Genomic DNA, 21,863 nt, shown 5'->3' on the forward strand with positions numbered 1-21,863 from the left:
CCAATCCGAGTAAGAGCCAGGGATGGACAAATCCCAGACCCACAGAAATCATCAGCGTCGTTGATGCCAATGCTATCAAGCAGTGTCCCGCAAACATCACCCATCGGCGGCTGAAGTTGTCGGCGATGGCTCCCGCGAGGATCGAGAGGAAGAATACCGGCAATGTGGATGCGGCCTGCACGAGTGCGACCATCAGGTCCGAAGCGGAAATGGTGGCCATCAGCCAACTGATGGCAACCGTTTGCACGAGCCACCCGAGGCTGGATATCTGCGTGGCCGTCCAGATCGAGCGAAATACCGGATTTCGAAGCGGGGCAAGCGTCGTTGGAGCGGACAGATGAGGATCTTCGTGCTGCACGTTTTTTGCTTTTGACGAGCCGATTATTTAATTCACCGCTGCCACGACTGACTTTTTGTCTTTACGATGATGTGTAATCGGTCAGTACTTCCAGGGCATGACCCAGCACCCGCCTCCGCATGCTCCAAGGTCATCCTTCGGACCGAGTTTAGGGATGACCCGCTCAATCTGGAGTTCATAGCTGGCAGAGATTGGAATCAGAAATGTCCAATTCAGCTACAGCGAACTGCACGAATCTTCGGTTTGCCTCAAGCCGACCCGCTTCCGGTCGCTGCGCTCACGTACCAGGATCACCGGCGCGGTGGCGGAGTCGCGCGATGATGTCATCCAGTGGTACGGCCATGGCCCGCTCTAGGTTCGTCCAGTAATACTCGGCACTAGCGACTAGCTCCTCGCGCTGGTCAGGTGCGCGCTCCGCCTTCCAGTGCCTGATCAACGCGAGCATGGTCAGCCGCGCGAGAGCCGCAATTGGCAAAAGTGGAAGTTCTGACTCGTTTATCGGCCGGCTCTGCTGGTACCCCGCGACGAAGGCAAAAGCATCCTGCCAAGGGTGATCCTCAGTGCGGCCAATCAGGTGCGCGACGGAATTCGCAGGGTCAAAGATGACCGCGCTAAGGACAGTGTCACCAAAGTCAAGGATAGCCTGCACGAAGACATCGCTGTGCGGATCCACCACGACATTGTTGGGAGCGTAGTCACCGTGGATCACTTGCATTTCAAGACTGGGCAGCCTCGGCAGGACGACTTCTTCGAAGAGCTTGAAGGCCCGCTGAGCCAGCAATCGGCGCTTCGGGTCTGGCGTGTACTCAACAAGTCCAGCCCAATGGTGAAAGTGCTTAATGTCATAAACTAAGCTGCGCGCGGCGGCTGGGTGCCCAAATAGTCGCAACGCGCTGTTTACTCGACCGAGCATGTCTCCCAGCTTGGTCAAGTGCTCAACGTTGGCATCCATTTGCTCCCATAACAGGCCTTCGACAAAGGAGAAGACGCTGAGTATTCGACAGGTGCCATCACCCAAGTCGATGGGAACGCTATCCCTTCGATCAAGGGTAGACTTGATCCGCTGGATCGGCAGGGCGTGAGCGGTATCATCAAGATAACGCATCGCCGCAATCTGCAACGCCGTAACTGGTTCGGGCTCGTCAGACGGTGACACCTTTACGAGGTATTCATTCGGACCGGCTTCAAGCCTGAACGTATGGCCCTTTTCACTGCCCAATCGTTCAGCGTGTCCACGGAGCCCATAGTGCCTCTCAAGCACGTTTTTCAACAACAGTGGGTCGATCGATTCGCTTGATGAGAGCAGGCTGCTCTCCTCCAGGAGCCGTTGAAACACGGCGTCGGGTGATTTGTGCATGCTGTTAGAGCCCTCTAAAGCCGCTGTTTCGCTACGATGGCAAAGGTCTCAAGGAATCTGGACACATCGGCATGGGTGAAAGCGACAGGAGGGCGAACTTTCAACACGTTACCCGCGGGGCCGGTCCGGCTTATAAGAACTCGACGATCGCGGAGGTCCTTAATGATGCTTTCGCAACGAATGGGATCGGGCTCGAGCGTCCCTCTGTCCTCGACGATCTCGACACCAAGGTACAGGCCGCTGCCTCGGATTTCCGCAACATAAGGAGAATCCCGTGTCAGCGCTTCAAGCCCTGCCAGCAGGGTCGCGCCGTTCACGACAACGCGTTCACGCACATTCTCCTGCTCGAACACATCGAGCACTGCGGTCGCCGCGGCTACAGAAATCGATCGGCCACCCAGTGTATTGAAGTAGCTGACCTTCTGTCCGAATTCGTCAGATACCTCCGGGCGGAAGACGACGCCAGAGACGGGGAAACCGTTACCCATCGCCTTGCCCATCGTGACGATATCAGGAATCACCGCGTGCCGACTGAACCCCCACATCGACTCTCCGAGCTGAGCGAACCCCGATTGAACCTCGTCAGCAATGTAGAGGCCGCCAGCGGCGTGAACCTCGTCGACCATTGTCTGCATGAAGCCGACTGGGTGAGTAAAGATGCCATCGGAGGTGAACGCGGAATCAGCGATCAAGGCTGCCAGCCTGTATCCATGCCGTTCGAGATCAATAATTGCGGAACGCACTTGATCCCGCATATACTCCTCAAGAGATCGTTCAGGTCCGCAGAGCCTTGAGTCAGGAGCAGCAATGAGTCGGACGTTCGGTCCGAGCGGGGATCCAGCGCCCAGCATTGGGGAAAAACTGGCAACCTCACGAGTGCGACCGTGAAACGCCCAACGACTAGCTATGATACCCTCGCCGCCCGTATGGAACCTCGCGACCCGAATTGCGAGATCATTTGCTTCGGATCCAGTGCAGGGCAAGCTTAACTTCGACAGCTCAGCTGGGAATGTCGCAAGTAGCCGCTCCGCATACGCAACCAGTGGCTCCTGGGGGTAGCGTGTATCAGTGTTGACTGTAGAAATCTGGCGGGAAACGGCGTCCACAACATGCCGGTGGGCGTGGCCAACGCCCGGGACGTTGTTATACGCGTCGAGATAGTCATTGCCGTCGCTGTCTATTAGGTGGGCACCAAAACTCGAGACAAACTCCACCGGAATCGTCTCGGAAAATTGGTAGCCAGGACCGAGCACCGTGTCCCGGCGTCGGATGATATCCTGGAGTCGTTCAGGCAGATCGCTGATACCACTCGCGTCGATCAGCTTGGGGTGGCGCGCGCTCATCTCAGGGCGACAATGAACGATCGAAGAAAACCACCGGGGTTTTCGTCGGGTCAGATGCTATCTGGCGAATAAGAGCACCGCTTCGCCTAAGATTGGCGGGTTTAGGCTGGACGCCAAGTGTTGCAATGTTTGCGTTAACCGCTGCGAAAAAGCATGCGCTCATTTGAAGTGTCCTAGCGGCTGCAATTTAGTGCCATGTCCTCAATCGGCATTAGACAGCCGGTGGCCGCGGGCGTCCAATTCAGTTTGCAGATTGGTGTCTTCTTGCGACGAGATGACGGCATGCGAGGCGGTGGCCGGAGCCGCGCGCGGGCGTCAGGCGCGGCGCGGGTTGGCCGCGATGCGCTGGCGCCATTCGCCAGCGCGCTGCGCGTCATACCCGACGACCGGATCTGTCACCCTGCGATGCCCCCCACACCCTGGGGCAAAGCTACGCGGGGTTAGTTGCGGGTTCAAGCATCTGGCCCATAGTGAGATGGGCGAATCCTCAGGCTTCCGTGAGGCCGCCGAGGTCTGCTGCAGCCCGATCAAGACCTTCAATGCCGCGATGCTGATCGCCGTCCCTCGGCGCGATGCTGACGCATGGGTGGGAGAGCAAAGGTAAGACCGTATGTCCGCCTCTGCCGATGAGGTGGCTCGCCCTACACTGCGCGTCCAAGGGTTGCTCGGGCGGGCCGAGCCGATCCTCACCACAGGAGGACGAGCCGTGGCGAATTATAGAGAAGCCTTCATCGTCGGGCTGATCAATGAGCGCAAGGGCATCACGCTGAACGAGATGGTGGAGCGGCTCGTCGCCGAGCAGTTGGTGCGGATCAGCCGCAGCGCCTTGAGCGCCTGCAAAAAAAGTCCGCGCACGCACTGGAGCAGGATCGCCCGACGTCCTGAAGCGGCGCGGGGACTGGTTCGATGGCCGGCTCGATCTCGATCCGGCGAAGCTCGTGTTCATCGACGAGAGTGTGCTGCAGAGCAGCGGAAGGAGTTCAACATGAACTAAGACCGTAGCGTAAAGCTGCGTGAATGATGGGGGACGGACCTCCGGGATCGGCGTTCAGGAGCAGGTCTCAAACCAGTCCAAGCTGCTGCGGTAAAGAGCCGTGGTGGTGAGCGTTAGATGAAAAGTTCGGACGAGATCCGAGCAGGTGGGTGTCGGAAAGACGAACGAAAGTGAACCCTTCGAAGACGGGTCGTTATGAACGTAAGTGTCGCCGAAACCATCTAGGACTCGCTCCGTCGTTGCCCGCGCTATGGCGCCGCTCAAGGAGACATGCGTGGACCGGATTGTCGACAACCTTTCAGACGTGAGCTGCATAACGATGACTTGGTTCCAGTCAGGCTGACCACCATGCCCGTGTCCATCGAAATGATGCCGGGCTTCTTTGTTGATAGGTGTGGTCACGATTCACGCTTGCCTTGCCCGAAGCGACCAGATCGACGGCTGCCGCGACGGCGAGGAAGGCCGTGTGACCGGCCGCCGGATCGACCTTGCCGAATGCCGGTGGCGCACCGCAGCCGATGTAGTGTATTCGAATAGTATAGGCATAGTGATCGCACGAAAAGCCGCAGCACGAGCCAGGTGATCTCAGCAACGCGCTCCAGCACTCCAACTGCCTTAATCGGCATAAGGGCGACGTTTTCGGTCGAACCCTTGCCACACCGCCCGGCATGCGGGTCCGCACCGGGCCGTTCGAGAAGTTGCTAATTCAAAGCCAGGGACCCATTTGATGGCAACACTTGGAAGGTCGCGTATCACGATACTCTCCGCGTCGACGAATTGGGGGCGGGGAGGCTAATCTAACCAGTCGACCGATGAGCGCGCGCAGTGGTAGGCTTCGGCCCAAATTGCCGACGCTGAGTGCAAGAAGTGTCTTAGGCAGCCTGTCATGGCCGTCCGCCATGAAACGCTGATTCTGCACGCATGGTTGTGGCGGGTGTGATCATCCTGTCGGCAGCTGGATCGCCAGGAGAATCAGCGAGCGGATCATATGGGCGATCTTGTTCAGCTCCGTGCGCCAACAATCGAGTTTGATGTGGGGCGCAGCCGTACATGTCCCGATAGACTTTTGAGAAATGTGATGCCGAGACGAATCCGCACGCTACAGCTATCTCTATAACAGGCAGATTCGAGCTGCGAAGCAGCAAGTGCGCGCGTTCCAGACGAAGTTCCAGGTAGTAGCGGCTCGGACTGCGTCCTAGTTCACGCTTGAAGAGTCGCTCAATTTGGCGGCGTGTAAGGCCAGTCGCTGCCACCAGTCCATCTATCGACTTGGGATCGCCGATATGTGCCTCCATCTGATCGATGACTTCGATGACTGCCTTATGATTGAATCGTACACGGGAATTTGGCGGCAAGCGTTGACGGTCCCCAACCGTGCGAACACGACATGCCACGGCATTCTCGCAGATGCGATTTACGACGGCAGCTCCATAATCGCATCCAACTAGATCCAGGAATGTATCAAAGGATGCGTCTCCGCCAGAGCAGGTATACAGCTCACCATCTTTCTCGAATGCGGCTTGCGTAGCTATAATGCCTGGGAATTGCTCCAGAAATAGCGGGAATTGCTCCCAGTGCACGGCGCAGCGGCGACCTTCTGCCACGCCCGCTCGAGCAAGGACTAGGGTTCCGCCACCTATGCCGATAAGGCGTGCGCGACGGTTTCGGCACTCCCTGAGCCAGGAATGCAACTGGCTGTCATGGCGAGGGACGGAACGGCCTCCGCACACTATCGCGACCGGGGCTGGGTTTGATCGCAGGTTGCGGTCACGCTCCGATCGCAATCCGACGGCTGAGCTTATGGTGATGCCGCAACTCGACACTACAGGCTGTCCGTCGCCCGAAACGACCTGCCAACTATAGACGTTTCGCCTCGTCGCTTCATTGGCCAGCGTAAGCACTTCGATCGCGGAGGAAAACGCATGCAGCGAAAAAGCCGGAAGCAGGTAAAAGTTAAACCTGCCGGGTATGGTTTCCAGGCTTTGCTTTCGGGCCTCGTTGTATTGACCCGCAGAACCCCGCGCAGCGTCGAGCGGTGTCAGCCGTTGCAAAATCGAAAGCCCTGTCTTCACACGAGTAGCCTGAGTACGTTCATTGTTGCCGGACCAAATTCTCACGCGGAGTAGATAGGACGGCGCTCCCGCAGAATTGTTCGATGTCGCCCAGAAGCCGCGGCCCAACAACTGACGGCGGCGACGCAACGCGGCCTCGAAAAGGTTCTCGTACAACGCCGAGCCTTTTCGCCGGCCGCCGGCCCAACGTCGACCGTATCAGGCTCGACGAGTTCTTAGTTTTATAAGAGGTTTCGTTCCTCAAGTACTTTGCGAGCAACCCTGAAGCACTCTAAAGCCTGTGGCACGCCGCAATAGATGCCAACTGCGTGGATCGCAGCACGGATCTCGTCCTTCGTGACACCATTGTTGATGGCGCCACGACAATGGGTCTCCCATTCGTGCATCTTCCCTAAGGCGCCGATCATGGCCAAGTTCATCAGCGACCTCGTCTTTGGATCGATTGCCTCATCTCCCCAGCCAAATCCCCAACACCAAGCCGTCATCGCTTCCTGGAAGGGCCGCGTGAATTCGTCTGCCGATGCGAGGTTTTTCTCAACGTACTCGGCGCCCAGTGTGGCCTTCCTTTTAGACAGACCCAAATCAAATAGATTCTGCTGCATTTCTGCTCCGTATATCTGAACGGGTGGTATCACCCTTCCTCTTCTTGCCAGTAGATACCCAGCTCACTCCGCCGTTGATGGAAGCGCGCTATATTGCTAACCGCATCCCCCTCGGCTTCCGCCACCACAAAAGCCATGATCGTTTCGAAAAGCGCGGTAACAGCGACAGTAGAGGGGAAAAATTGCGGGGTGTTGGTGGGTATCACGAAACGCTGATCTGCCCGGACGAGGATCGGCGATGCTGGGCTGTCAGATATGCCAACCACCTTGAGGCCGTAAGTGAGGGCGACTTCGACAGCCTCGATGATCTCGCGTCGATACGGCTTGAATGTCATCGCCACCAGGATGTCGCCCTTCTCGGCGTGGACCAATCCGTCGATAGGAAGGGACCCTTCACGCGGGATCGCGACAACGCCGCCTACGGCCATGCTCGCAAGATAGGCGAAGTTTCGGGCAATGGAGCTGGCGAAGCCCACGCCAAGCACATATGTTATTCGCGCCCTCACGATAGCGTCGGCGAGCTTTTTTATGTCGGTTGCGCTCGTACCAGAAAACAGACCCTCAATATTCTCTATGGATGTCGACGCCATCTGGCTGTAGAGGCTGGCGAGCTTGCCGCCCTTCGAAAGTGATTGAAGCCATCGCGCTCGATCCGGAAAGTCTTCGCGCCCTCGCATGACTTGCTCTCTAAAGGGCTTACGAAAATCCTCGTACCCTTCAAAGCCCAGAGCGCGGGCCATTCTAACTAAAGTATTTGGCTTGATGTCGGCGCCCTGCGCCATGTTTCTGATCGACGTGATGCTAATCAGATTTGAGTTCTCGAGTACATGGGTAGCGGCCTTGTGCAATTCCGGTGTGAACGAGATGAGTCGCCCCCTAATCTCTTCCAGAACCGCGGCCGCGGACCTTTCGGATGGTACATTCATACGCTTCATGGTTGACACCCATACAGTTGTTCGGTAGCGCTGTCCATAGCGGTTTTGCTCGGAAAGCTCATGAATGTACCGATGCACGCGTTGAAAGCACAGGTGCGCGTTCGGCAGCTTGTGGAATGGTCTGGCCCCTGAAGCATAATTGCTTTCCTGCGCCGAAATGAACCGAGCTTCTGCCGGCAGACCGCTTAATCAGCAAGCTGCCCCTCCAATTGCAAACGATCGAGCTCTTGATCAGTAAGCCGAGTGAATATGCCGAATCTCGATATCGCCTCGTCAATTGCCGAATGGGCCGGGAGCTATAGGGGCGATATGTCTCCCACAATCGAAACGGAGGCGCGCCGAAGCCTTGTCGATACCGCATCTTGCATGTTTGGCGGCAGAACTACAGCTGTGTCTGCCCTGGCCGAGAAGGCGATATCGTTAGAATCCGGAGAGGGTGCGGTTTCGATTGTCGGTGGCGGCATGCTCAGTGTCGGTGGGGCTGCCTTTCTCAATGGCGTGCGCTCCCATGCTCTCGATTTTGACGATTACGAATTCGTCGGCTCGACGCACCCCAGCGCACCGATCCTTGCGGCGCTTCTTGCCGTTGGCTTTCGCGACGGCTTGACCGTTGGTGACATCCTTCGAGCCTGGACGGTCGGATATGAGGTTATTGTTCGTCTTGGTGAATCTCTCGGCTTCGGGCATTACCTGTCGGGATGGCATTCAACATCCACGCTCGGTCCGATCGCCGCTGCCGCCGCATGCGCTCACGCCATGGACCTGCCGAGCGAACGCATCGCGGCCGCGATGAGTATGGGGTCCAGCGTATCTGCGGGGCTTCAGCATCAGTTCGGAACAGACATGAAGGTTGCCCATGTTGGCTTAGCTGCCAGGGGCGGAGTATTTGCGGCTCAGTACGCGAGGGCCGGAGCGGTAGCAGCTTCCGGCCTTGTTTGGGACGGCCCTTTGGGCTTCCTGGCGAATTTTGGCACGCCGACGTCTCCGGGAACTCGCGCTGTGCTTGCGAAGAGAACCATAGGGCAGGGGGTCGTGGATCATCCGATCGTGCGAAAGTCTTGGCCAAGCTGCTCCTATACCCAAAGGCCGATCGAGGCAGCTATCGCGCTGCGCGAGAACCACCAGATCGATCCCGCATCGATTGCTTCGATAGGGATCCACAGTCCGGCACCCTTCGTGCGAGTTGTGTCGATCGCCGAACCCACGACATCCGCGGAGGCGCGGTTCTCGGTTCGGTATTGTGTCGCAAGAGTAATGTTGTGTGGCGCGTTGACCCCTGCTGATTTCGAACCGGCAGCGCTCAGCGAGCCGGACACTCGGGCCCTGATGCGGAAAGTGTCGATCGTACCGGAACAAGTCTCGGATGACATCCAAGATCTATCGCCAGAAGCTCCCGACCGGCTTGTCGTTACATTGCAATCAGGGCAGCGCCTCGAAAAAGCCGTGGCTTATGTGCGCGGAGGGCCCAACAATCCGATGACGGATGCCGATCTGACACGAAAGGCCAAAGCTTGCGATGCTCCTGCCGAGCTGGTCGGTCTTTTGGCCGAAGATGCTTTGTCCATTCCAATCAGGTCGACGGCCATCTTTTAAGGCTACCGCGGGGTGCCCAAAACGAGACTTCTGGTCCTGCGCTCCTTCCGGTCAACGTCGTTTCATCCTCACTGGGATGTCCAAGCAATTCTCCTAATCCGAATTGACACGGAAACGTTTGTACGACAGGTTCTCTGCGGGAAAACAATCGTTTTCTAACCGTCGGTCGGTTCCACGGTTGTGACCACCAGGGATGGCTGACCCCATCCCAAAAAGAAAAAGAGGTTAAGCTCAGGGGAGTGAAACCTGGACAGACGCAGCATGTTATCGGCGATGGGCGCCGCGGCCGCCGCCTCTCTCATCGTCAAAGGCGCTAAGGCCGAGGAGATCACCTCGACCTTGGATGCAATACAAAAGCGCGGCCATTTGCTGGCTGGTGCGCGATATGATTATCCGCCGGGCAGCTTCGCTCACGCGCAGGGTGTCGTGCAGGGCTACGGGCCAGATGTGGCGAGAGGGTTCGCGAAGCATCTGGGTGTCGAATGCAAGCTCGTTCAGACGACGACCCAAACGCCTATTCCGCTCTTGCCCAACGGACAGATCGACGCGGAATTCGGCCCCACCACGAACTCCAGGGTTCGAGGGGAAGTCGTGGACTTTTCCCTGATCTGGAACACCGAGCGGGCGCTCATACTTGTCCGGAAGGTGGGAACCGACGGACCCTAAAGCTTGCGCCGGCACCGAGAAGACGATCGGCGCGACGCAGGGCGCGGTCTATATCGGCTACTGGAAAGCGACCAATGCGGATGCCAAGTTCAAGCTCTTCCAACAGCATCCGGAACTGCTGCTGGCCGTTGCCCAAGGGCAAGTGGATTGCGCACTGATCGACTCGCTACAGGCGCAGTTGATGATCGAATAAATGCCCGATGCGAAGCTCGAGGTAGGCGAACCTTTCTACCGCGACTCCAGCGCCATTTTGGTTCGGCAGAACGATTCGAAATGGCGCAATTGGGTAAATTGGGGGCTCCAGCGTCTTTGGCTGGAAGGCAAGCTCCAGGAGATGTACCGCAAATACCACAAGGAAGAGCCAGGATTCGTGTTGTGGCAGCCAGACATGATGCAGCCTTGCGTTGCGGAAGTGCGCGGTCTCGATCGGTGGTAGTTTCTCGATCTACATGAACGCAGGTCGGTCAGACCCATGTGCGCCACGGAGAAGCTGCGCCGCGCTGTTCGGCCTCCGTGATCAGCATCTGGCTCGGAGCTTTACGGAAACCTCATGGATCTCGACTGAGGAATAATCTGGGAATACCGATCCCTACCGTTAGAGGGCTTGGCTGCGACGATCCGCATATCTCTGATTTCGTTAGTATTATCTTTTATGATCGGATCATTCGTTGGATTTTTGAAAGTCACGCCAGATTTCTATGTTAGGAAATCATTAGGTTCATAGAAGTCATAAGAGACTACAAGTAGTCGTAAGGTAATTTGTCGTATATTACGTCTTCAGGTTAGACGCGTTTCTTTCTGGTGTGATAGCGCTGACGTTGCGTTAGAGCGCCTACATCTCTGACGTCGTCACCTCAGGAATTCGTGCCCTTCCTATAGGCCAGTGGGAGGCCGGCGTCGCTTCGGGGCTGTCAGTTCGACAGGTCTTTACGAGGATCATACTGCCGCAGGCGCTCCAGATTACCATACCGCCTCTGACAAGCCAGTTCATCCCAAGTCGTGAAGAATTCATCGACCGTGAGGCTTGATCGCGATCGAAGACCTGCCTTTCATGACCCGACAGATTGAGTAGGAGACGTTTCGCGGCATGGAGGCCGCGATCGCGGTGACGGTCCTGTATCTGATGCTTACCCTCCTGATAGCGGGCGCGATGAGTGCTGCGCAGGTGCTTATGGACCCGGAACGCCGATGAATTTAGACCGCCACCCGGAGGATGCCGATCGACGAAAGGCCGCTATTTGGTACGGCTGCCTCGCGTTCCTGTGCTTACTGAGTGCTTGGAAAGCGACTGGGTTTCGCTGGGCTCCCATTTGGCCAAGCGCCAGCCTGATCGCGCAATGCCTATGGCTATCAATTCAGCTCTCCATCCTGTCGCCGCAATCGGGCTGGGGGCCTCGATACCCTTGGCGATAGCGCGCGTATATGGTTCGCCCCTCGCCTCGCTTGTATCGGTGGTGGGTGTAATCGATTTCTTTACGCGGCACAGATCACGAACAGCAACACCTTTACTCCATATGCGATATTTGGTTGGGCTTGGGTATTTTGTCATTTGCGCTTCTCTCTCCTTCGTCGTGAGAAGGTGGCGAGGGCGGATTTCCACTGTAGGCGCTTGAGCAATCGGAAGCATATAGGATTTCGTTACATGACGGAACAGTCGATCATTCAGTTCTCCAAGGTCGGCAAGAGCTTTGGAAACGTCCAGGTGCTGCACGAAATCGATCTCGACGTGAGGGAGCGCGAAGTCGTCGTTCTCTGCGGCCCGTCCGGCTCGGGAAAGTCAACGCTGACTCGGTGCATCAATGGCTTGGAGACTTTCGGCCCGGGTCCTTGCGAGTTCTGAATCACAATCTGAACGCTGCCAAGAAGAACCTTCAGCAGCTTCGTTGCCAAGTCGGAATGGTCTTTCAGAATTTCAATCTGTATCCGCACCTCGACGCGATCGACAACATTACTCTGGCGCCCCGCCTGGTGCGTGGGACCGCAAGAGAGAGGCAGAGGAGCGCGCTCACGCGTTGCTCAAACGCGTTGGCATAGCCGACAAGGCCCGCGAGTTCCCGGGCCGCCTTTCTGGCGGGCAAAGGCAGCGCCTCGCGATTGCCCGCTCGCTGGCCATGGACCCAAAGGTGATGCTTTTCGACGAGCCGACATCCGCCCTTGATCCGGAGATGATTTCAGAAGTGCTGGATGTCATAGACGAGCTCGCACAGACGGGCATGACGATGGTTGTCGTGACGCATGAAATGGGAATCGCGCGCAAGGTCGCCGATCGCATCCTTTTCTTGGATTCAGGGCGAATAGTTGAAGAAGCTCCGCCGGAGCAATTTTTCACCGCACCGACGGACAGGCGAGCAAAGGACTTCCTGTCGAAGATTCTTTCCCACTAGCGAAGCAGGAAAAAGCCTGCCGCGTGCTCACGCTCGGCCGCATCGGCTGGGCCACCGAATTCTTTAAGTCCCGCTGGGAGCCTCCTCGCAAGGCTGCTCGCGCAAGCTTGGCCGCGTCGCGATGGTACAACCTTTTGATTAACCGTTGACAAAAGTACATCTGTCCTATAGGTATTGAAAATATTCGATTAGGAGACCTAACAATGAGTGCGCGCGTGGTAATTATCGGCGGCGGGATCATGGGCTGCGGGCTGGCTTACCACTTGGCGCACGAGGGTTGGACAGACGTAGTTGTCCTGGAGAAAGCCGAGTTGACGTCGGGGTCTACCTGGCATGCAGCAGGCCAGATCACCCATTCGACTTCGAGTTTCTCCCTAGGGAAATGCGTTGGCTACAATATCGATCTCTACTCCAAGGTGCTGGAGAAAGAGACTGGCCAGTCGGTGACTTGGCATGGCTGCGGGTCGCTCCGGCTCGCCTACACGGACGATGAAGTCGATTGGCTTCGTCAAACCCTGAGCGTTGGCAAGGCTCTTGGGTTTACCATGGAATTGGTGGGACCGCGGCGCATAAGGGAGCTGCATCCATTCTACAACCTCGAAGGCGTCCAAGCCGCGCTCTACACGCCGGATGATGGGCATGTGGATCCCTCCGGCGCTACATTCGCCTTGGCTCAGGGCGCGAGACAACTTGGTGCCAAAATCATTCGCCAGTGCCGCGCCACGGACATCAAGCGAGAGTCGAACGGCGAATGGAGGGTCTTCACGGAGCAGGGCGAGATCGTTTGCGAACACGTCGTCAATGCTGGCGGCACCTATGCCCGCCAGGTTGGGAAGTGGGTGGGTCTGGGCGTGCCCACAACCTCGATGACGCATCACTACCTCATCACGGATACGGTGCCGGAATTCATGTCCCTAGAAAGGGAGCTGCCCGTCATCAGAGACGACAGGCTTGTGTCCGGCTACATCCGAATGGAGCAAAAGTCCGGCCTCATTGGCATTTACGAGAAGGCCAATCCGAACGCGGTCTGGATCGACGAATGTCCTTGGGAGGCGGAACACGAACTTTTCGAGCCGCATTATGACCGGATTATGCCATGGCTCGAGAACGCCATGGGTCGTATGCCTGTGCTTTCCCAGCTCGGCATCAAACGAGCCGTTCACGGAGCCATTTCGCATCCGCCGGACGGCAACCCGCTGATCGGGCCGGCGCCGGGGCTCAGGAATTTCTGGCTGAACTGCGGTTGCCAGATCGGTATCGGCTGGGGTCCGGGGCTGACGCGTGAACTGGCTCGCTGGATGGTTCACGGTGCGTCGGATATCAACATGCGCGACTATGATCCACGGCGCTTCGGCCGCTTCGCCGACCAGGAATATCAGGTTACAAAGGCGAAAGAGGACTACCTTCTGCGCCACGAGGTTCCGTTCCCTCACCTCAACAGGCATGCCGGCAGGCCAGTCAAACCCAGCGCGCTCTATGAACGCCTCAAGAGTCGGGGCGCTGTGTTTGAAGAAGTCTACGGATGGGAGCGTCCCCGCTGGTTCGCACGCGACGGTGTCGAGCAACGAGACTACTATTCCTTCCGCAGGCCCGCTTTGTTTCCTCTGGTTCAGCAAGAGGTCAACAGCGTGCGCGAGTGCGCCGGCGTGATGGACATCTCCGCCTTCACCAAGGTTCAAGTCTCTGGACCGGGAGCGGCCAAATTCATCGACAGGCTCATCCCGAACAGGCTGCCTTCGAAGCCCGGTCGCATCGCGTTGACTCACCTGTTGAATGAGAACGGCCGCATCGAGTTGGAAACGACCATTGTTCGGCTCGCCGACGATCGTTTCTATTTCACTTGCGCGGCGTTCTTCGAGCAGCGCTTGCTGGACTATCTGACGTTCGCTCGCACTGATCGCGACGATGTAACCATCACCAATCTGTCTGATGCCTGGGGAGCCTTGGCACTCAACGGACCTCGCTCTCGCGATATCCTGGCCCCGAACACAAGCGCTGCCTTGACCAACGAGGTGTTCCCCTGGCTTACGGCCCAGGAGATCGAGGTCGCAGGGGAGAAGGTATGGGCGTTCCGGATGTCCTACGCGGGCGAGGTGGGCTGGGAGTTCCACGGACCAAAAGAGAGCATCCCGGGTGTCTACGACGCATTGCATGAGATTGGCGATGCCATGGGGTTGATCGACTATGGCTCTTTCGCGATGAACGTTATGCGGTTGGAGAAGATGTTCAAGGGGGCTGGCGAACTTACCAACGAGGTCACTTTGCCGGAAGCCGATGTTATGCGCTTCGTCAAGACCGACAAGGCTGAGTTCAGGGGCAAGCAGGCCACACTGGCTGCCCTGGAGAAGGGCCCGCTGTGGATCTGCGCCTATCTGCAGATCGAGCCCGACGGGGTGTCGGATGGAAATGGCGGCGAAGCCGTGCTGATGGGAGACCGTCAAGTTGGATCGATAACCTCGATCGCCTACTCGCCGTCCGTCGGCAAGATTCTCGCCTTTGCCTACGTGTCGCCTGATGTTGCGAGCCCGGGAACAAAGGTGGATGTCACGATCATGGGTGAAATCCGGAAGGCGGAGGTGCTGGGCGAGCCGGCTTTCGATCCCGACAATGTTCGCCCCCGCGCCGATGCAAGCGCAGACAGCCAGAGGACGAGGGTGGCGGCCAATGCTTGACAATCCAGTTGCGCAGCCGGCGCAGAAGCAGTGGATCGAGAGGGCGAAAGGTGTGCTGCCCGGCGGTGGATTTGGTAATTTCGACCCGTCGATCGTCATTCGCGAAGGCCATGGCGCTCGCGTCTGGGATGAGGACGGGAAGGAATACGTCGACTACCTCATTGGCTCGGGACCGATGATCCTGGGACACGACAATGAAGAGGTCGTTGAGGCAATTCGAGAGCAGGCAGGAAAGGGACTGACGTTTTTCGCCAGCAACAGGCACGGTATAGAGCTTGCCGAAGCGATATGCCAAGCTGTGCCGTGTGCAGAAAAACTGCGATTTGTTTCGAGCGGTGGCGAAGCGGATATGTACGCGATGCGCCTTGCTCGCGCGCATACTGGTCGGGACCTCATTCTAAAATTCGAAGGCGGCTATCATGGCATGTCTTCGGATGCCCTGATCAGTGTCTTCCCCGACAGGCTTGAGAATTATCCGAATGGCGTTCCGGACTCGGCGGGAATACCCGAACCAGTCCGCGAAGGCATCTACGTCGCGCCGTTCAACGATCCGGAATTCATTCGTCAGTTTCTCGATGAACATGGCGAAAAAATAGCTGGCGTGATCGTTGAACCGCTTCAGCGCCTTATTCCTCCGGAGCCAAGATTTCTCGAAGTGTTGCGCGAAGAAACCTCCAAGCACGGGATCGTGCTAATTTTCGACGAGGTGGTTACCGGATTCCGATTGGCCTACGGCGGGGGACAAGAAAAGTACGGCGTTGTGCCGGATCTGTGCACCGTCGGCAAAATCGTAGGCGGCGGTCTCCCGCTTGCCGCGGTGGTGGGCCAAGCGGACATCATGGCTCATTTCGACAAGAGCGTGGTCGGCAAAGATCGCTTTACCCTGCAGATTGGAACCCTGAGCGGCAATCCGCTTGCAGCCGTCGCCGGCCTGAAGACGCTCGAAATCCTTCGCCGTCCGGACAGCTATGACCGGCTTCGCGATAATGGGGCGGCCATCATGGGCTTCCTTAGGGATGCTCTCGATCAAACAGGAGTCGATTATCAAATCGTTGGGGATTCTGTTCTTTTTGATGTTGTATTCACAAAGCGTTCGGTGAAGTCCTACAGAGATGTTCTCAAGGCAGACAATAGTTTGGCAGGCAGGTTTAATGCTCGGCTCCGCCAGCATGGAATCTTCAAATCGCCAAGCAAGATTTATCCCTGCCTTGCTCTCTCCAGCAGCGATCTCGCCTGGACTCAGAACGCGATAGAGGCGGCCGCCAAACAACTGTCTGCCGAATAAGCAGTGTCACGCCGATGAAACCGCGGTCCGACAATCGTCGTGGGTCCCGGATCGCGTTCGCCTGGCATTGAGAAATGGAGCCGGTTTCCGGGCGATTTCGCCATTTACCCCGGGTTACAGTTCTCCTGGATCGATTAAAAGAAAGACTTCAATGAAGATCCTTGTGCCCGTGAAGCGGGTTGTGGATGCGAATGTGAAGGTTCGCGTGAAGGCTGACGGTTCGGCGGTGGAACTTGCCAACGTCAAGATGGCGATGAACCCGTTCGACGAGATCGCGGTCGAAGAGGCGATCCGGCTGAAGGAGGCCGGCAAGGCGGAAGAGATCATCGTTGTCTCGATTGGGCCGCAGCAGGCGCAGGAGACCTTGCGCACCGCACTCGCCATGGGCGCCGACCGCGCTATCCTGGTCAAGACCGACGAACAGACGGAGCCGCTGGGTGTCGCCAAGGTGCTGAAGGGCGTGGTCGAGGCGGAAAAGCCCGGTCTCGTCATTCTCGGCAAGCAGGCGATCGACGACGATTCGAACCAGACCGGCCAGATGCTGGCGGCACTTCTGGGCTGGGCGCAAGGCACATTTGCTTCCAAGGTCGTTATCGATGGCGACAAGGCCAAGGTGACGCGCGAGGTCGACGGCGGCCTGCAGACGGTGGAGCTGAAGATGCCGGCGATCGTGACCGCCGATCTTCGCCTCAACCAGCCGCGCTATGCCTCACTGCCCAACATCATGAAGGCCAAGAAGAAGCCGCTCGACGAGAAGAGCCCGGCCGACTACGGCGCCGACGTTAAGCCGCGGCTGAAGGTGATCAAAACCGAGGAGCCGGGCGGCCGCAAGGCGGGCGTCAAGGTCAAGAGCGTCGCCGAATTGATCGACAAGCTCAAGAACGAAGCCGGCGTGCTATAAGGCTGCGAAGGGACAAAAAGATGACAATTCTTCTGATTGCCGAACACGACAATGCGACGCTTTCCGACCAGACCGCCAAGGCGCTTTCGGCGGCACTGCAGATCGGCTCGGACGTGCATGTGCTGGTGGCCGGCAAGGGCGCAAACGGCGCTGCCGATGCTGCCGCCAAGCTCAAGGGCGTGAGCAAGGTGCTGCTCGCCGAAGCCGACGGGTTGGCCGAGCGCCTCGCCGAACCACTGGCGGCGCTCGTCGTGTCGCTGGCCGGCGCTTACGACACCATCATCGCGCCGGCGACCTCGTCGGGCAAGAATGTCGCGCCGCGCGTGGCGGCCCTGCTCGATGTCGCGCAGGTGTCCGAGATCATCGAAGTGGTCTCGCCCGACACCTTCAAGCGGTCGATCTATGCCGGCAATGCCATCCAGACGGTGCAGTCGAGCGACGCCAAGAAGGTCATCACCGTGCGCACCGCCTCCTTCGAGTTGCCCTCCCAAGGCAATGCGGCTGTCGTCGAGAACATCTCGGCGGCAGCCGACCCCGGTGTATCTTCCTTCGTCGAGAACAAGCTTTCAGAGACCGACCGTCCGGAGCTGACCTCGGCCAGGATCATCATCTCGGGTGGCCGCGCGCTGGGCTCCTCGGAGAAATTCCAGGAAGTCATCCTGCCGATCGCCGACAAGCTCGGCGCCGCCGTCGGCGCCTCTCGGGCCGCCGTCGATGCCGGCTACGCGCCGAACGACTGGCAGGTCGGCCAGACCGGCAAGGTGGTCGCACCCGATCTCTACATCGCGGTGGGCATCTCCGGTGCCATCCAGCATCTTGCCGGCATGAAGGATTCGAAGGTCATCGTCGCCATCAACAAGGACGAGGAAGCGCCGATCTTCCAGGTAGCCGACTATGGCCTCGTGGGTGACCTGTTTGTTATCCTGCCGGAGCTGGCATCGCAACTGTAGCAGATCTTGCCAGAAAGTCAGAGTGCGCACACTTCCGTGCGCGCCGACTGCAGCCTGTCTATGGGGGGTCCAGTGGGGAGTCCGTTGAAGCGGCTCGCCCGCTTCATAGCGCCGATCCGTTGCTCGGCGTTAGCTTTCCAGCTTGGCCGACGGGACATGCCTCTACCGGAATTTGTCCCTGCCCCATCATTTCTGCCCTGGGGCCGGGTTCGCGTAACGCGCTTGAACTTGCCATACCAAGGAGGGATAGGATGGTCCAAAATGCACCTGCAGGATACGGGCTCCGTCAGCGCTTGACGGCGACCGTTGCGGCTAAGCCAGGTCTGCAAGTGCGGTCTTACTCAGCCCTATGAACACGGCCGCCCAAACGCCTACGAGTGAGGGGCCCAAACGGTCAAATACAGTTTTGCGATTTAATCCATCTGAAATTCAGATCGCAAATCGACTATAGCGCCCGTTGCGGATGCTGGGCTTTGGTGACGGGATCTGTCCCAACTGTTGGATGACCAGCGATGAGGCAGGAAGAGAATTAGCGGAAAACTCCGAGCGGATTCGAGGGAGTTCGTCTGGAAACTGCTTCTCATAGCTCTGCGTGTGAAACTTACCGACGCGGCTAAGGAAACGGCCACCGGGAAAACCCGGCGCAGTTCATGCCGATATCTCTGTGCAGGCGGACGCAGGGACCGGATTTCCCCCCAAGTCACGGCGCTCTGAGGCTATCTCAAAACGAGATAGCGTCGATCCGCAAACTGAATTTGACGTCGATCTCCGCGACGGATCATAGTTCGGAAGCACGTTCCTGGCGGCATCAAAAACGTTTGTCAGCTTGTCTATTCGTTCGCCGTTACTTTCGACGCTAGTAAAGCGCATGGACAGGCACTAGCCGCAAGGGTTGGCCCCGGCATCTTATATGAAAATAGGATATCTATCGACCTATGGGGCCTCAGTCGGTGCCGCAGAATGATCAGCAGGGAGATTGGCCACAATGAATCTTGACAGCGCAAAAGAGTTAGTCTCGGTTGTCTTTTCTGGCGATTATTTCGAAGCGAGGCAGAAATTCCTGGCGGCCGCGCCGACGTCGCGAGCATACCGATGCAGTACAAAAGGACCCTCTGGTGAGTCTCTCAACACCGACGCATCGTATTTCGGCCCGGCAGACGCCAAGAAACTGTTGATTCTGGTTTCCGGCACGCACGGGCCAGAAGGGTACATCGGTTCCGCAGCGCAACTTCTATTCTTGCAAGCCAAATTTCTCGAGCGTCTCCCATCCTCCACGGCGGTGCTCTTCGTCCACGCGCTGAATTGCTACGGTTTTGCCTGGGATCGCCGAGTTACCGCGGAGGGCGTTGACCTCAACCGGAATTTTGTCGACTTTTCCAAACCGCTCCCCTCGAATCCTGGATACGAGGAGTTGGCCGAGTATTTTGTTCCCGCTGACATTTCCGAGGAGGGATTGAAGCGCGCCGAGGCTGCGTTTGCGGCATATCAAGCCAGACACGGTGAATTGAAACTTCGGGAGGCGCGAGGATCAGGGCAGTACACCCATCCGGGCGGCCTGTTCTACGGCGGAACCGAGCCTACCGAAGCCAGGCGAACTCTCGAGGAAATAACGAAGGAATTCAACGTAGCCGCCCGAGATGAGGTCATCATCATAGATTACCATACCGGCCTCGGTCCTTACGGCTATGGGGAATTGCAATGCGAGCAGTCGTCTGGACTAAGCGGTTATGAGCGAGCCGTCAGCATCTTTGGCCCATCTGTAACGTCGCCCGAAGTAGGGAATTCTTCTGCGGAAATCATACCTGGGACCCAAGACGCATTTTGGGAGCGTATCTTGGGGAGCCGGCACACCTATATTGCTCTTGAATTCGGAACTTACAAACTAAATACGGCGGTGCTGCGCGACGACCATTGGCTATTCATGTATCGGCCAGAAGAGGCTGATACCGAGCGGGGCCGACAGATTCGGCGGGTCGCCAAATTGCACTACTATCCGCAGGGGTCAGACTGGAAGGAGATGATCGCTTGGAGATCGCACCAAGTGCATCGACAAGCAATCGAGGCGCTTGCGTCAGGAAAATGATCTCTAGAGCCTTTCTGGCGTCAGCGCCAATTGAGACAATCTCGGCTTAACGGATAGAGGGCCACAGAAGTCGCTGGCGGAGAAGTTCATCAAAGACAATCGCCGCGCCACCCGCAAGAATATTCGGCGGAAGAGAACTGCGATGGAAGGCTTGCGCAGATCGAGCCGTTACGAACTGTTAGCCCAATGAGGAGGGATATGAGCTGAGGACGGAGCGTCCTTGTCACGGGTGGCTCGCGCGGCATCGACCGCGGCAAAGCACGCGTATCTTTCCACGGGGCGCCAAGCCGATGATCTCGGCACGCGGAAAAGGATGACAGACCGGTATTCAGATCGTCGGCCGCTTTGGCGCGCCGAGGACACACCGGCCCGTGTCGCGCGCGATTTGGAGGAAGCCATTCCGTGGCGCCACCGGCAACCAAAGTGATCTGCTCTCCTGGAAAGTACTCGCTTTGAGGTTAGCCTGCTCTCTGAAAGAGGAGATGCGCAATCAAACGATCCAAGTTCACGAACGAGCAGATCATTGGCATCCTAAAGGAGCATCAGGTGGGGCTGTCCGCGCCTGAGTTGTGCCGCAAGCATGGCATCTCGGATGCGACGTTCTACACGTGGCGCAAGAGGTACAGCGACATGGACGTGTCGGAAGCCAAACGGCTGAAGGCGGCCCTTGAGGAGGAGAATGCGAAGCTGCAAAAGCTTTTTGCGGAATCGATGATGGACGTGTCGACGGTCCGTGAGATGCTCGGAAAAATTCTTAAGCCCGGCTCGAGGGTGAACGCCGTGAGCTAGGCCATGGAAGACAAGGGCTATTCTCAGCGCCGCGCATGCGGCCTGGTGGGCATTGATCCGCGCGTCTCCGCTATCGGTCGACGCGGCTGAGCGATGCCGAAATGCGTGGGAGGCTGAAGGAACTGGCGTCACAACGCCGCCGCTTCGGCTATCGCCGCCTGCACATCCTGTTGAGGCGCGAGGGCGTCGAGGTCGACTGGAAGAAGCTTTACCGCCTCTACCGCGAGGAACGGCTCAGTGTTCGCAAGCGTGGCGGCCGCACGCGGGCCTTGGGAACGCGAGCGCCGACGGCGATTCCGCAGGACTCAAATCAGCGTTGGCGCCTCGACTTTGTCTCCGACGCGCTGGCCGATGGCCGTCGCTTCGCCGACTTCAGCCGGGTATGCCTGGCTACGGTGGTTGATAACTGGCTGTCCGGCGAACGCGTGTTGCGGGAGCTGGATGCGATCGCCGAATTGCGCGGCTATCCTCTGATGTGGTCAGCGACAACGAAACCGAACTCACCTCGAAAGCCATGCTCAAATGGCAGCAGGATCGCGGCGTCGAGCGGCATAACATCGCGCCAGGCAAGCCGATGCAAACGGATGTTGTAGATTAGTCCTATCGGCTCACAGTACCGCCTTTTCCACAACCTTCGTCTTGCCCGGCAGCGTTCGCCATCGGGAAGTCGTTGCTGCGTAGGCAGCTTCCGCCCTTTCGACTCGGGATCGTTTCTTCTGCGCGCTTGGCCGGGATGTTGTATTCGAAGGCGGCGCCGCGCTCGGCATGACTCGCAGGAAGGCCGGCACGCAGCTTGACCCATCTGAACTTGCGGCGGAGCAAGGCCGGCCGGGCACAGATGTAGTCGGCATCCTTGCTCAGGATGTGCCAGATGATCAT

The 21,863-nt window shown here is 57.9% G+C and carries 17 protein-coding genes and 3 pseudogenes; 13 read left to right on the plus strand and 7 right to left on the minus strand.

What is annotated here, in order from left to right; all coding sequences use genetic code 11:
* The 3 genes from NKH60_RS30595 to NKH60_RS30605 all read right to left on the minus strand — a co-directional run.
* Nucleotides 1-358: MFS transporter (locus NKH60_RS30595; protein WP_352874519.1), on the minus strand; the 358-nt coding region annotated here is incomplete at its 3' end.
* Nucleotides 359-635: 277 nt separating this feature from the next.
* On the minus strand, nucleotides 636-1,715 hold the full coding sequence (locus NKH60_RS30600; protein ID WP_352874520.1) for a phosphotransferase: 1,080 nt from the start codon (nucleotides 1,713-1,715) through the stop codon (nucleotides 636-638).
* Nucleotides 1,716-1,729: 14 nt separating this feature from the next.
* Complete coding sequence (locus NKH60_RS30605; protein ID WP_352874521.1) at nucleotides 1,730-3,058, minus strand: aspartate aminotransferase family protein; 1,329 nt, start codon at nucleotides 3,056-3,058, stop codon at nucleotides 1,730-1,732.
* Nucleotides 3,059-3,895: 837 nt separating this feature from the next.
* On the opposite strand from NKH60_RS30605, the pseudogene NKH60_RS30610 reads away from it, so the two are divergent.
* Nucleotides 3,896-4,014 (plus strand): annotated as a pseudogene (locus NKH60_RS30610) (IS630 family transposase); the annotation flags it as partial.
* Nucleotides 4,015-4,936: 922 nt separating this feature from the next.
* Here the strand turns inward: NKH60_RS30610 and NKH60_RS30615 are convergent.
* From NKH60_RS30615 to NKH60_RS30625, 3 genes are all read right to left on the minus strand, one after another.
* Nucleotides 4,937-6,280 carry a GlxA family transcriptional regulator gene (locus NKH60_RS30615; protein ID WP_352874522.1) on the minus strand — a complete coding sequence of 448 codons (1,344 nt, stop codon included), beginning with the start codon at nucleotides 6,278-6,280 and terminating at the stop codon, nucleotides 4,937-4,939.
* A gap of 65 nt (nucleotides 6,281-6,345) precedes the next feature.
* The gene (locus NKH60_RS30620; protein WP_352874523.1) at nucleotides 6,346-6,726 is read right to left on the minus strand and encodes a carboxymuconolactone decarboxylase family protein; all 381 of its coding nucleotides are present in this window, start codon (nucleotides 6,724-6,726) and stop codon (nucleotides 6,346-6,348) included.
* 29 nt (nucleotides 6,727-6,755) lie between these two features.
* Nucleotides 6,756-7,661, minus strand: a complete 906-nt coding sequence (locus NKH60_RS30625) for a MurR/RpiR family transcriptional regulator (protein ID WP_352874524.1) — start codon at nucleotides 7,659-7,661, stop codon at nucleotides 6,756-6,758.
* Nucleotides 7,662-7,910: 249 nt separating this feature from the next.
* Between NKH60_RS30625 and NKH60_RS30630 the strand changes: the two genes are divergently transcribed.
* From NKH60_RS30630 to NKH60_RS30680, 12 genes and pseudogenes are all read left to right on the plus strand, one after another.
* On the plus strand, nucleotides 7,911-9,254 hold the full coding sequence (locus NKH60_RS30630) for an MmgE/PrpD family protein (protein WP_352874525.1): 1,344 nt from the start codon (nucleotides 7,911-7,913) through the stop codon (nucleotides 9,252-9,254).
* 261 nt (nucleotides 9,255-9,515) lie between these two features.
* The gene (locus NKH60_RS30635) at nucleotides 9,516-9,920 is read left to right on the plus strand and encodes a transporter substrate-binding domain-containing protein (RefSeq protein ID WP_352874526.1); all 405 of its coding nucleotides are present in this window, start codon (nucleotides 9,516-9,518) and stop codon (nucleotides 9,918-9,920) included.
* A complete protein-coding gene (locus tag NKH60_RS35220; protein WP_502907794.1) occupies nucleotides 9,889-10,113 on the plus strand; it encodes a hypothetical protein in 225 nt (74 codons plus the stop codon). Before NKH60_RS30635 ends, NKH60_RS35220 begins: the two co-directional genes overlap by 32 nt.
* The gene (locus tag NKH60_RS35225; protein WP_502907795.1) at nucleotides 10,114-10,356 is read left to right on the plus strand and encodes a hypothetical protein; all 243 of its coding nucleotides are present in this window, start codon (nucleotides 10,114-10,116) and stop codon (nucleotides 10,354-10,356) included.
* Between the two features lie 439 nt (nucleotides 10,357-10,795).
* Nucleotides 10,796-10,948 (plus strand): hypothetical protein, encoded by a 153-nt coding sequence (locus NKH60_RS30645; protein WP_352874533.1) that lies wholly within the window; start codon nucleotides 10,796-10,798, stop codon nucleotides 10,946-10,948.
* A gap of 614 nt (nucleotides 10,949-11,562) precedes the next feature.
* Nucleotides 11,563-12,304 (plus strand): annotated as a pseudogene (locus tag NKH60_RS30650) (amino acid ABC transporter ATP-binding protein).
* Nucleotides 12,305-12,507: 203 nt separating this feature from the next.
* Nucleotides 12,508-14,976: an FAD-dependent oxidoreductase gene (locus NKH60_RS30655; protein WP_352874527.1), complete on the plus strand. Its 2,469-nt coding sequence runs from the start codon at nucleotides 12,508-12,510 to the stop codon at nucleotides 14,974-14,976.
* Complete coding sequence (locus NKH60_RS30660) at nucleotides 14,969-16,261, plus strand: aspartate aminotransferase family protein (protein ID WP_352874528.1); 1,293 nt, start codon at nucleotides 14,969-14,971, stop codon at nucleotides 16,259-16,261. Before NKH60_RS30655 ends, NKH60_RS30660 begins: the two co-directional genes overlap by 8 nt.
* A 151-nt stretch (nucleotides 16,262-16,412) precedes the next feature.
* Nucleotides 16,413-17,162: an electron transfer flavoprotein subunit beta/FixA family protein gene (locus NKH60_RS30665; protein ID WP_127248531.1), complete on the plus strand. Its 750-nt coding sequence runs from the start codon at nucleotides 16,413-16,415 to the stop codon at nucleotides 17,160-17,162.
* Between the two features lie 20 nt (nucleotides 17,163-17,182).
* Nucleotides 17,183-18,112, plus strand: a complete 930-nt coding sequence (locus NKH60_RS30670) for an electron transfer flavoprotein subunit alpha/FixB family protein (protein ID WP_352874529.1) — start codon at nucleotides 17,183-17,185, stop codon at nucleotides 18,110-18,112.
* A 985-nt stretch (nucleotides 18,113-19,097) separates the two neighbouring features.
* Nucleotides 19,098-20,195 (plus strand): DUF2817 domain-containing protein, encoded by a 1,098-nt coding sequence (locus tag NKH60_RS30675; RefSeq protein WP_352874530.1) that lies wholly within the window; start codon nucleotides 19,098-19,100, stop codon nucleotides 20,193-20,195.
* Nucleotides 20,196-20,684: 489 nt separating this feature from the next.
* A pseudogene (locus NKH60_RS30680) lies at nucleotides 20,685-21,579 on the plus strand (transposase); the annotation flags it as partial.
* A 5-nt stretch (nucleotides 21,580-21,584) separates the two neighbouring features.
* On the opposite strand, the gene NKH60_RS35230 reads toward NKH60_RS30680, so the two are convergent.
* Nucleotides 21,585-21,863, minus strand: coding sequence for a hypothetical protein (locus NKH60_RS35230; protein ID WP_502907796.1), 279 nt, complete (start codon nucleotides 21,861-21,863; stop codon nucleotides 21,585-21,587).

Origin of the sequence: Mesorhizobium sp. M1006, assembly GCF_040318825.1 — a bacterium.
Lineage (GTDB): Bacteria > Pseudomonadota > Alphaproteobacteria > Rhizobiales > Rhizobiaceae > Mesorhizobium.

Excerpts from the sequence above, each read along its gene's own strand:
- NKH60_RS30655 (WP_352874527.1), top strand. The coding sequence starts at position 12,508 with ATGAGTGCGCGCGTGGTAATTATCGGCGGCGGGATCATGGGCTGCGGG.
- NKH60_RS35230 (WP_502907796.1), bottom strand. The coding sequence starts at position 21,863 with ATGATCATCTGGCACATCCTGAGCAAGGATGCCGACTACATCTGTGCC.
- NKH60_RS30665 (WP_127248531.1), top strand. The coding sequence starts at position 16,413 with ATGAAGATCCTTGTGCCCGTGAAGCGGGTTGTGGATGCGAATGTGAAG.
- NKH60_RS30625 (WP_352874524.1), bottom strand. The coding sequence starts at position 7,661 with ATGAAGCGTATGAATGTACCATCCGAAAGGTCCGCGGCCGCGGTTCTG.
- NKH60_RS30630 (WP_352874525.1), top strand. The coding sequence starts at position 7,911 with ATGCCGAATCTCGATATCGCCTCGTCAATTGCCGAATGGGCCGGGAGC.
- NKH60_RS30635 (WP_352874526.1), top strand. The coding sequence starts at position 9,516 with ATGTTATCGGCGATGGGCGCCGCGGCCGCCGCCTCTCTCATCGTCAAA.
- NKH60_RS35225 (WP_502907795.1), top strand. The coding sequence starts at position 10,114 with ATGCCCGATGCGAAGCTCGAGGTAGGCGAACCTTTCTACCGCGACTCC.
- NKH60_RS30670 (WP_352874529.1), top strand. The coding sequence starts at position 17,183 with ATGACAATTCTTCTGATTGCCGAACACGACAATGCGACGCTTTCCGAC.
- NKH60_RS30660 (WP_352874528.1), top strand. The coding sequence starts at position 14,969 with ATGCTTGACAATCCAGTTGCGCAGCCGGCGCAGAAGCAGTGGATCGAG.
- NKH60_RS30605 (WP_352874521.1), bottom strand. The coding sequence starts at position 3,058 with ATGAGCGCGCGCCACCCCAAGCTGATCGACGCGAGTGGTATCAGCGAT.
- NKH60_RS30600 (WP_352874520.1), bottom strand. The coding sequence starts at position 1,715 with ATGCACAAATCACCCGACGCCGTGTTTCAACGGCTCCTGGAGGAGAGC.
- NKH60_RS30675 (WP_352874530.1), top strand. The coding sequence starts at position 19,098 with ATGAATCTTGACAGCGCAAAAGAGTTAGTCTCGGTTGTCTTTTCTGGC.
- NKH60_RS30620 (WP_352874523.1), bottom strand. The coding sequence starts at position 6,726 with ATGCAGCAGAATCTATTTGATTTGGGTCTGTCTAAAAGGAAGGCCACA.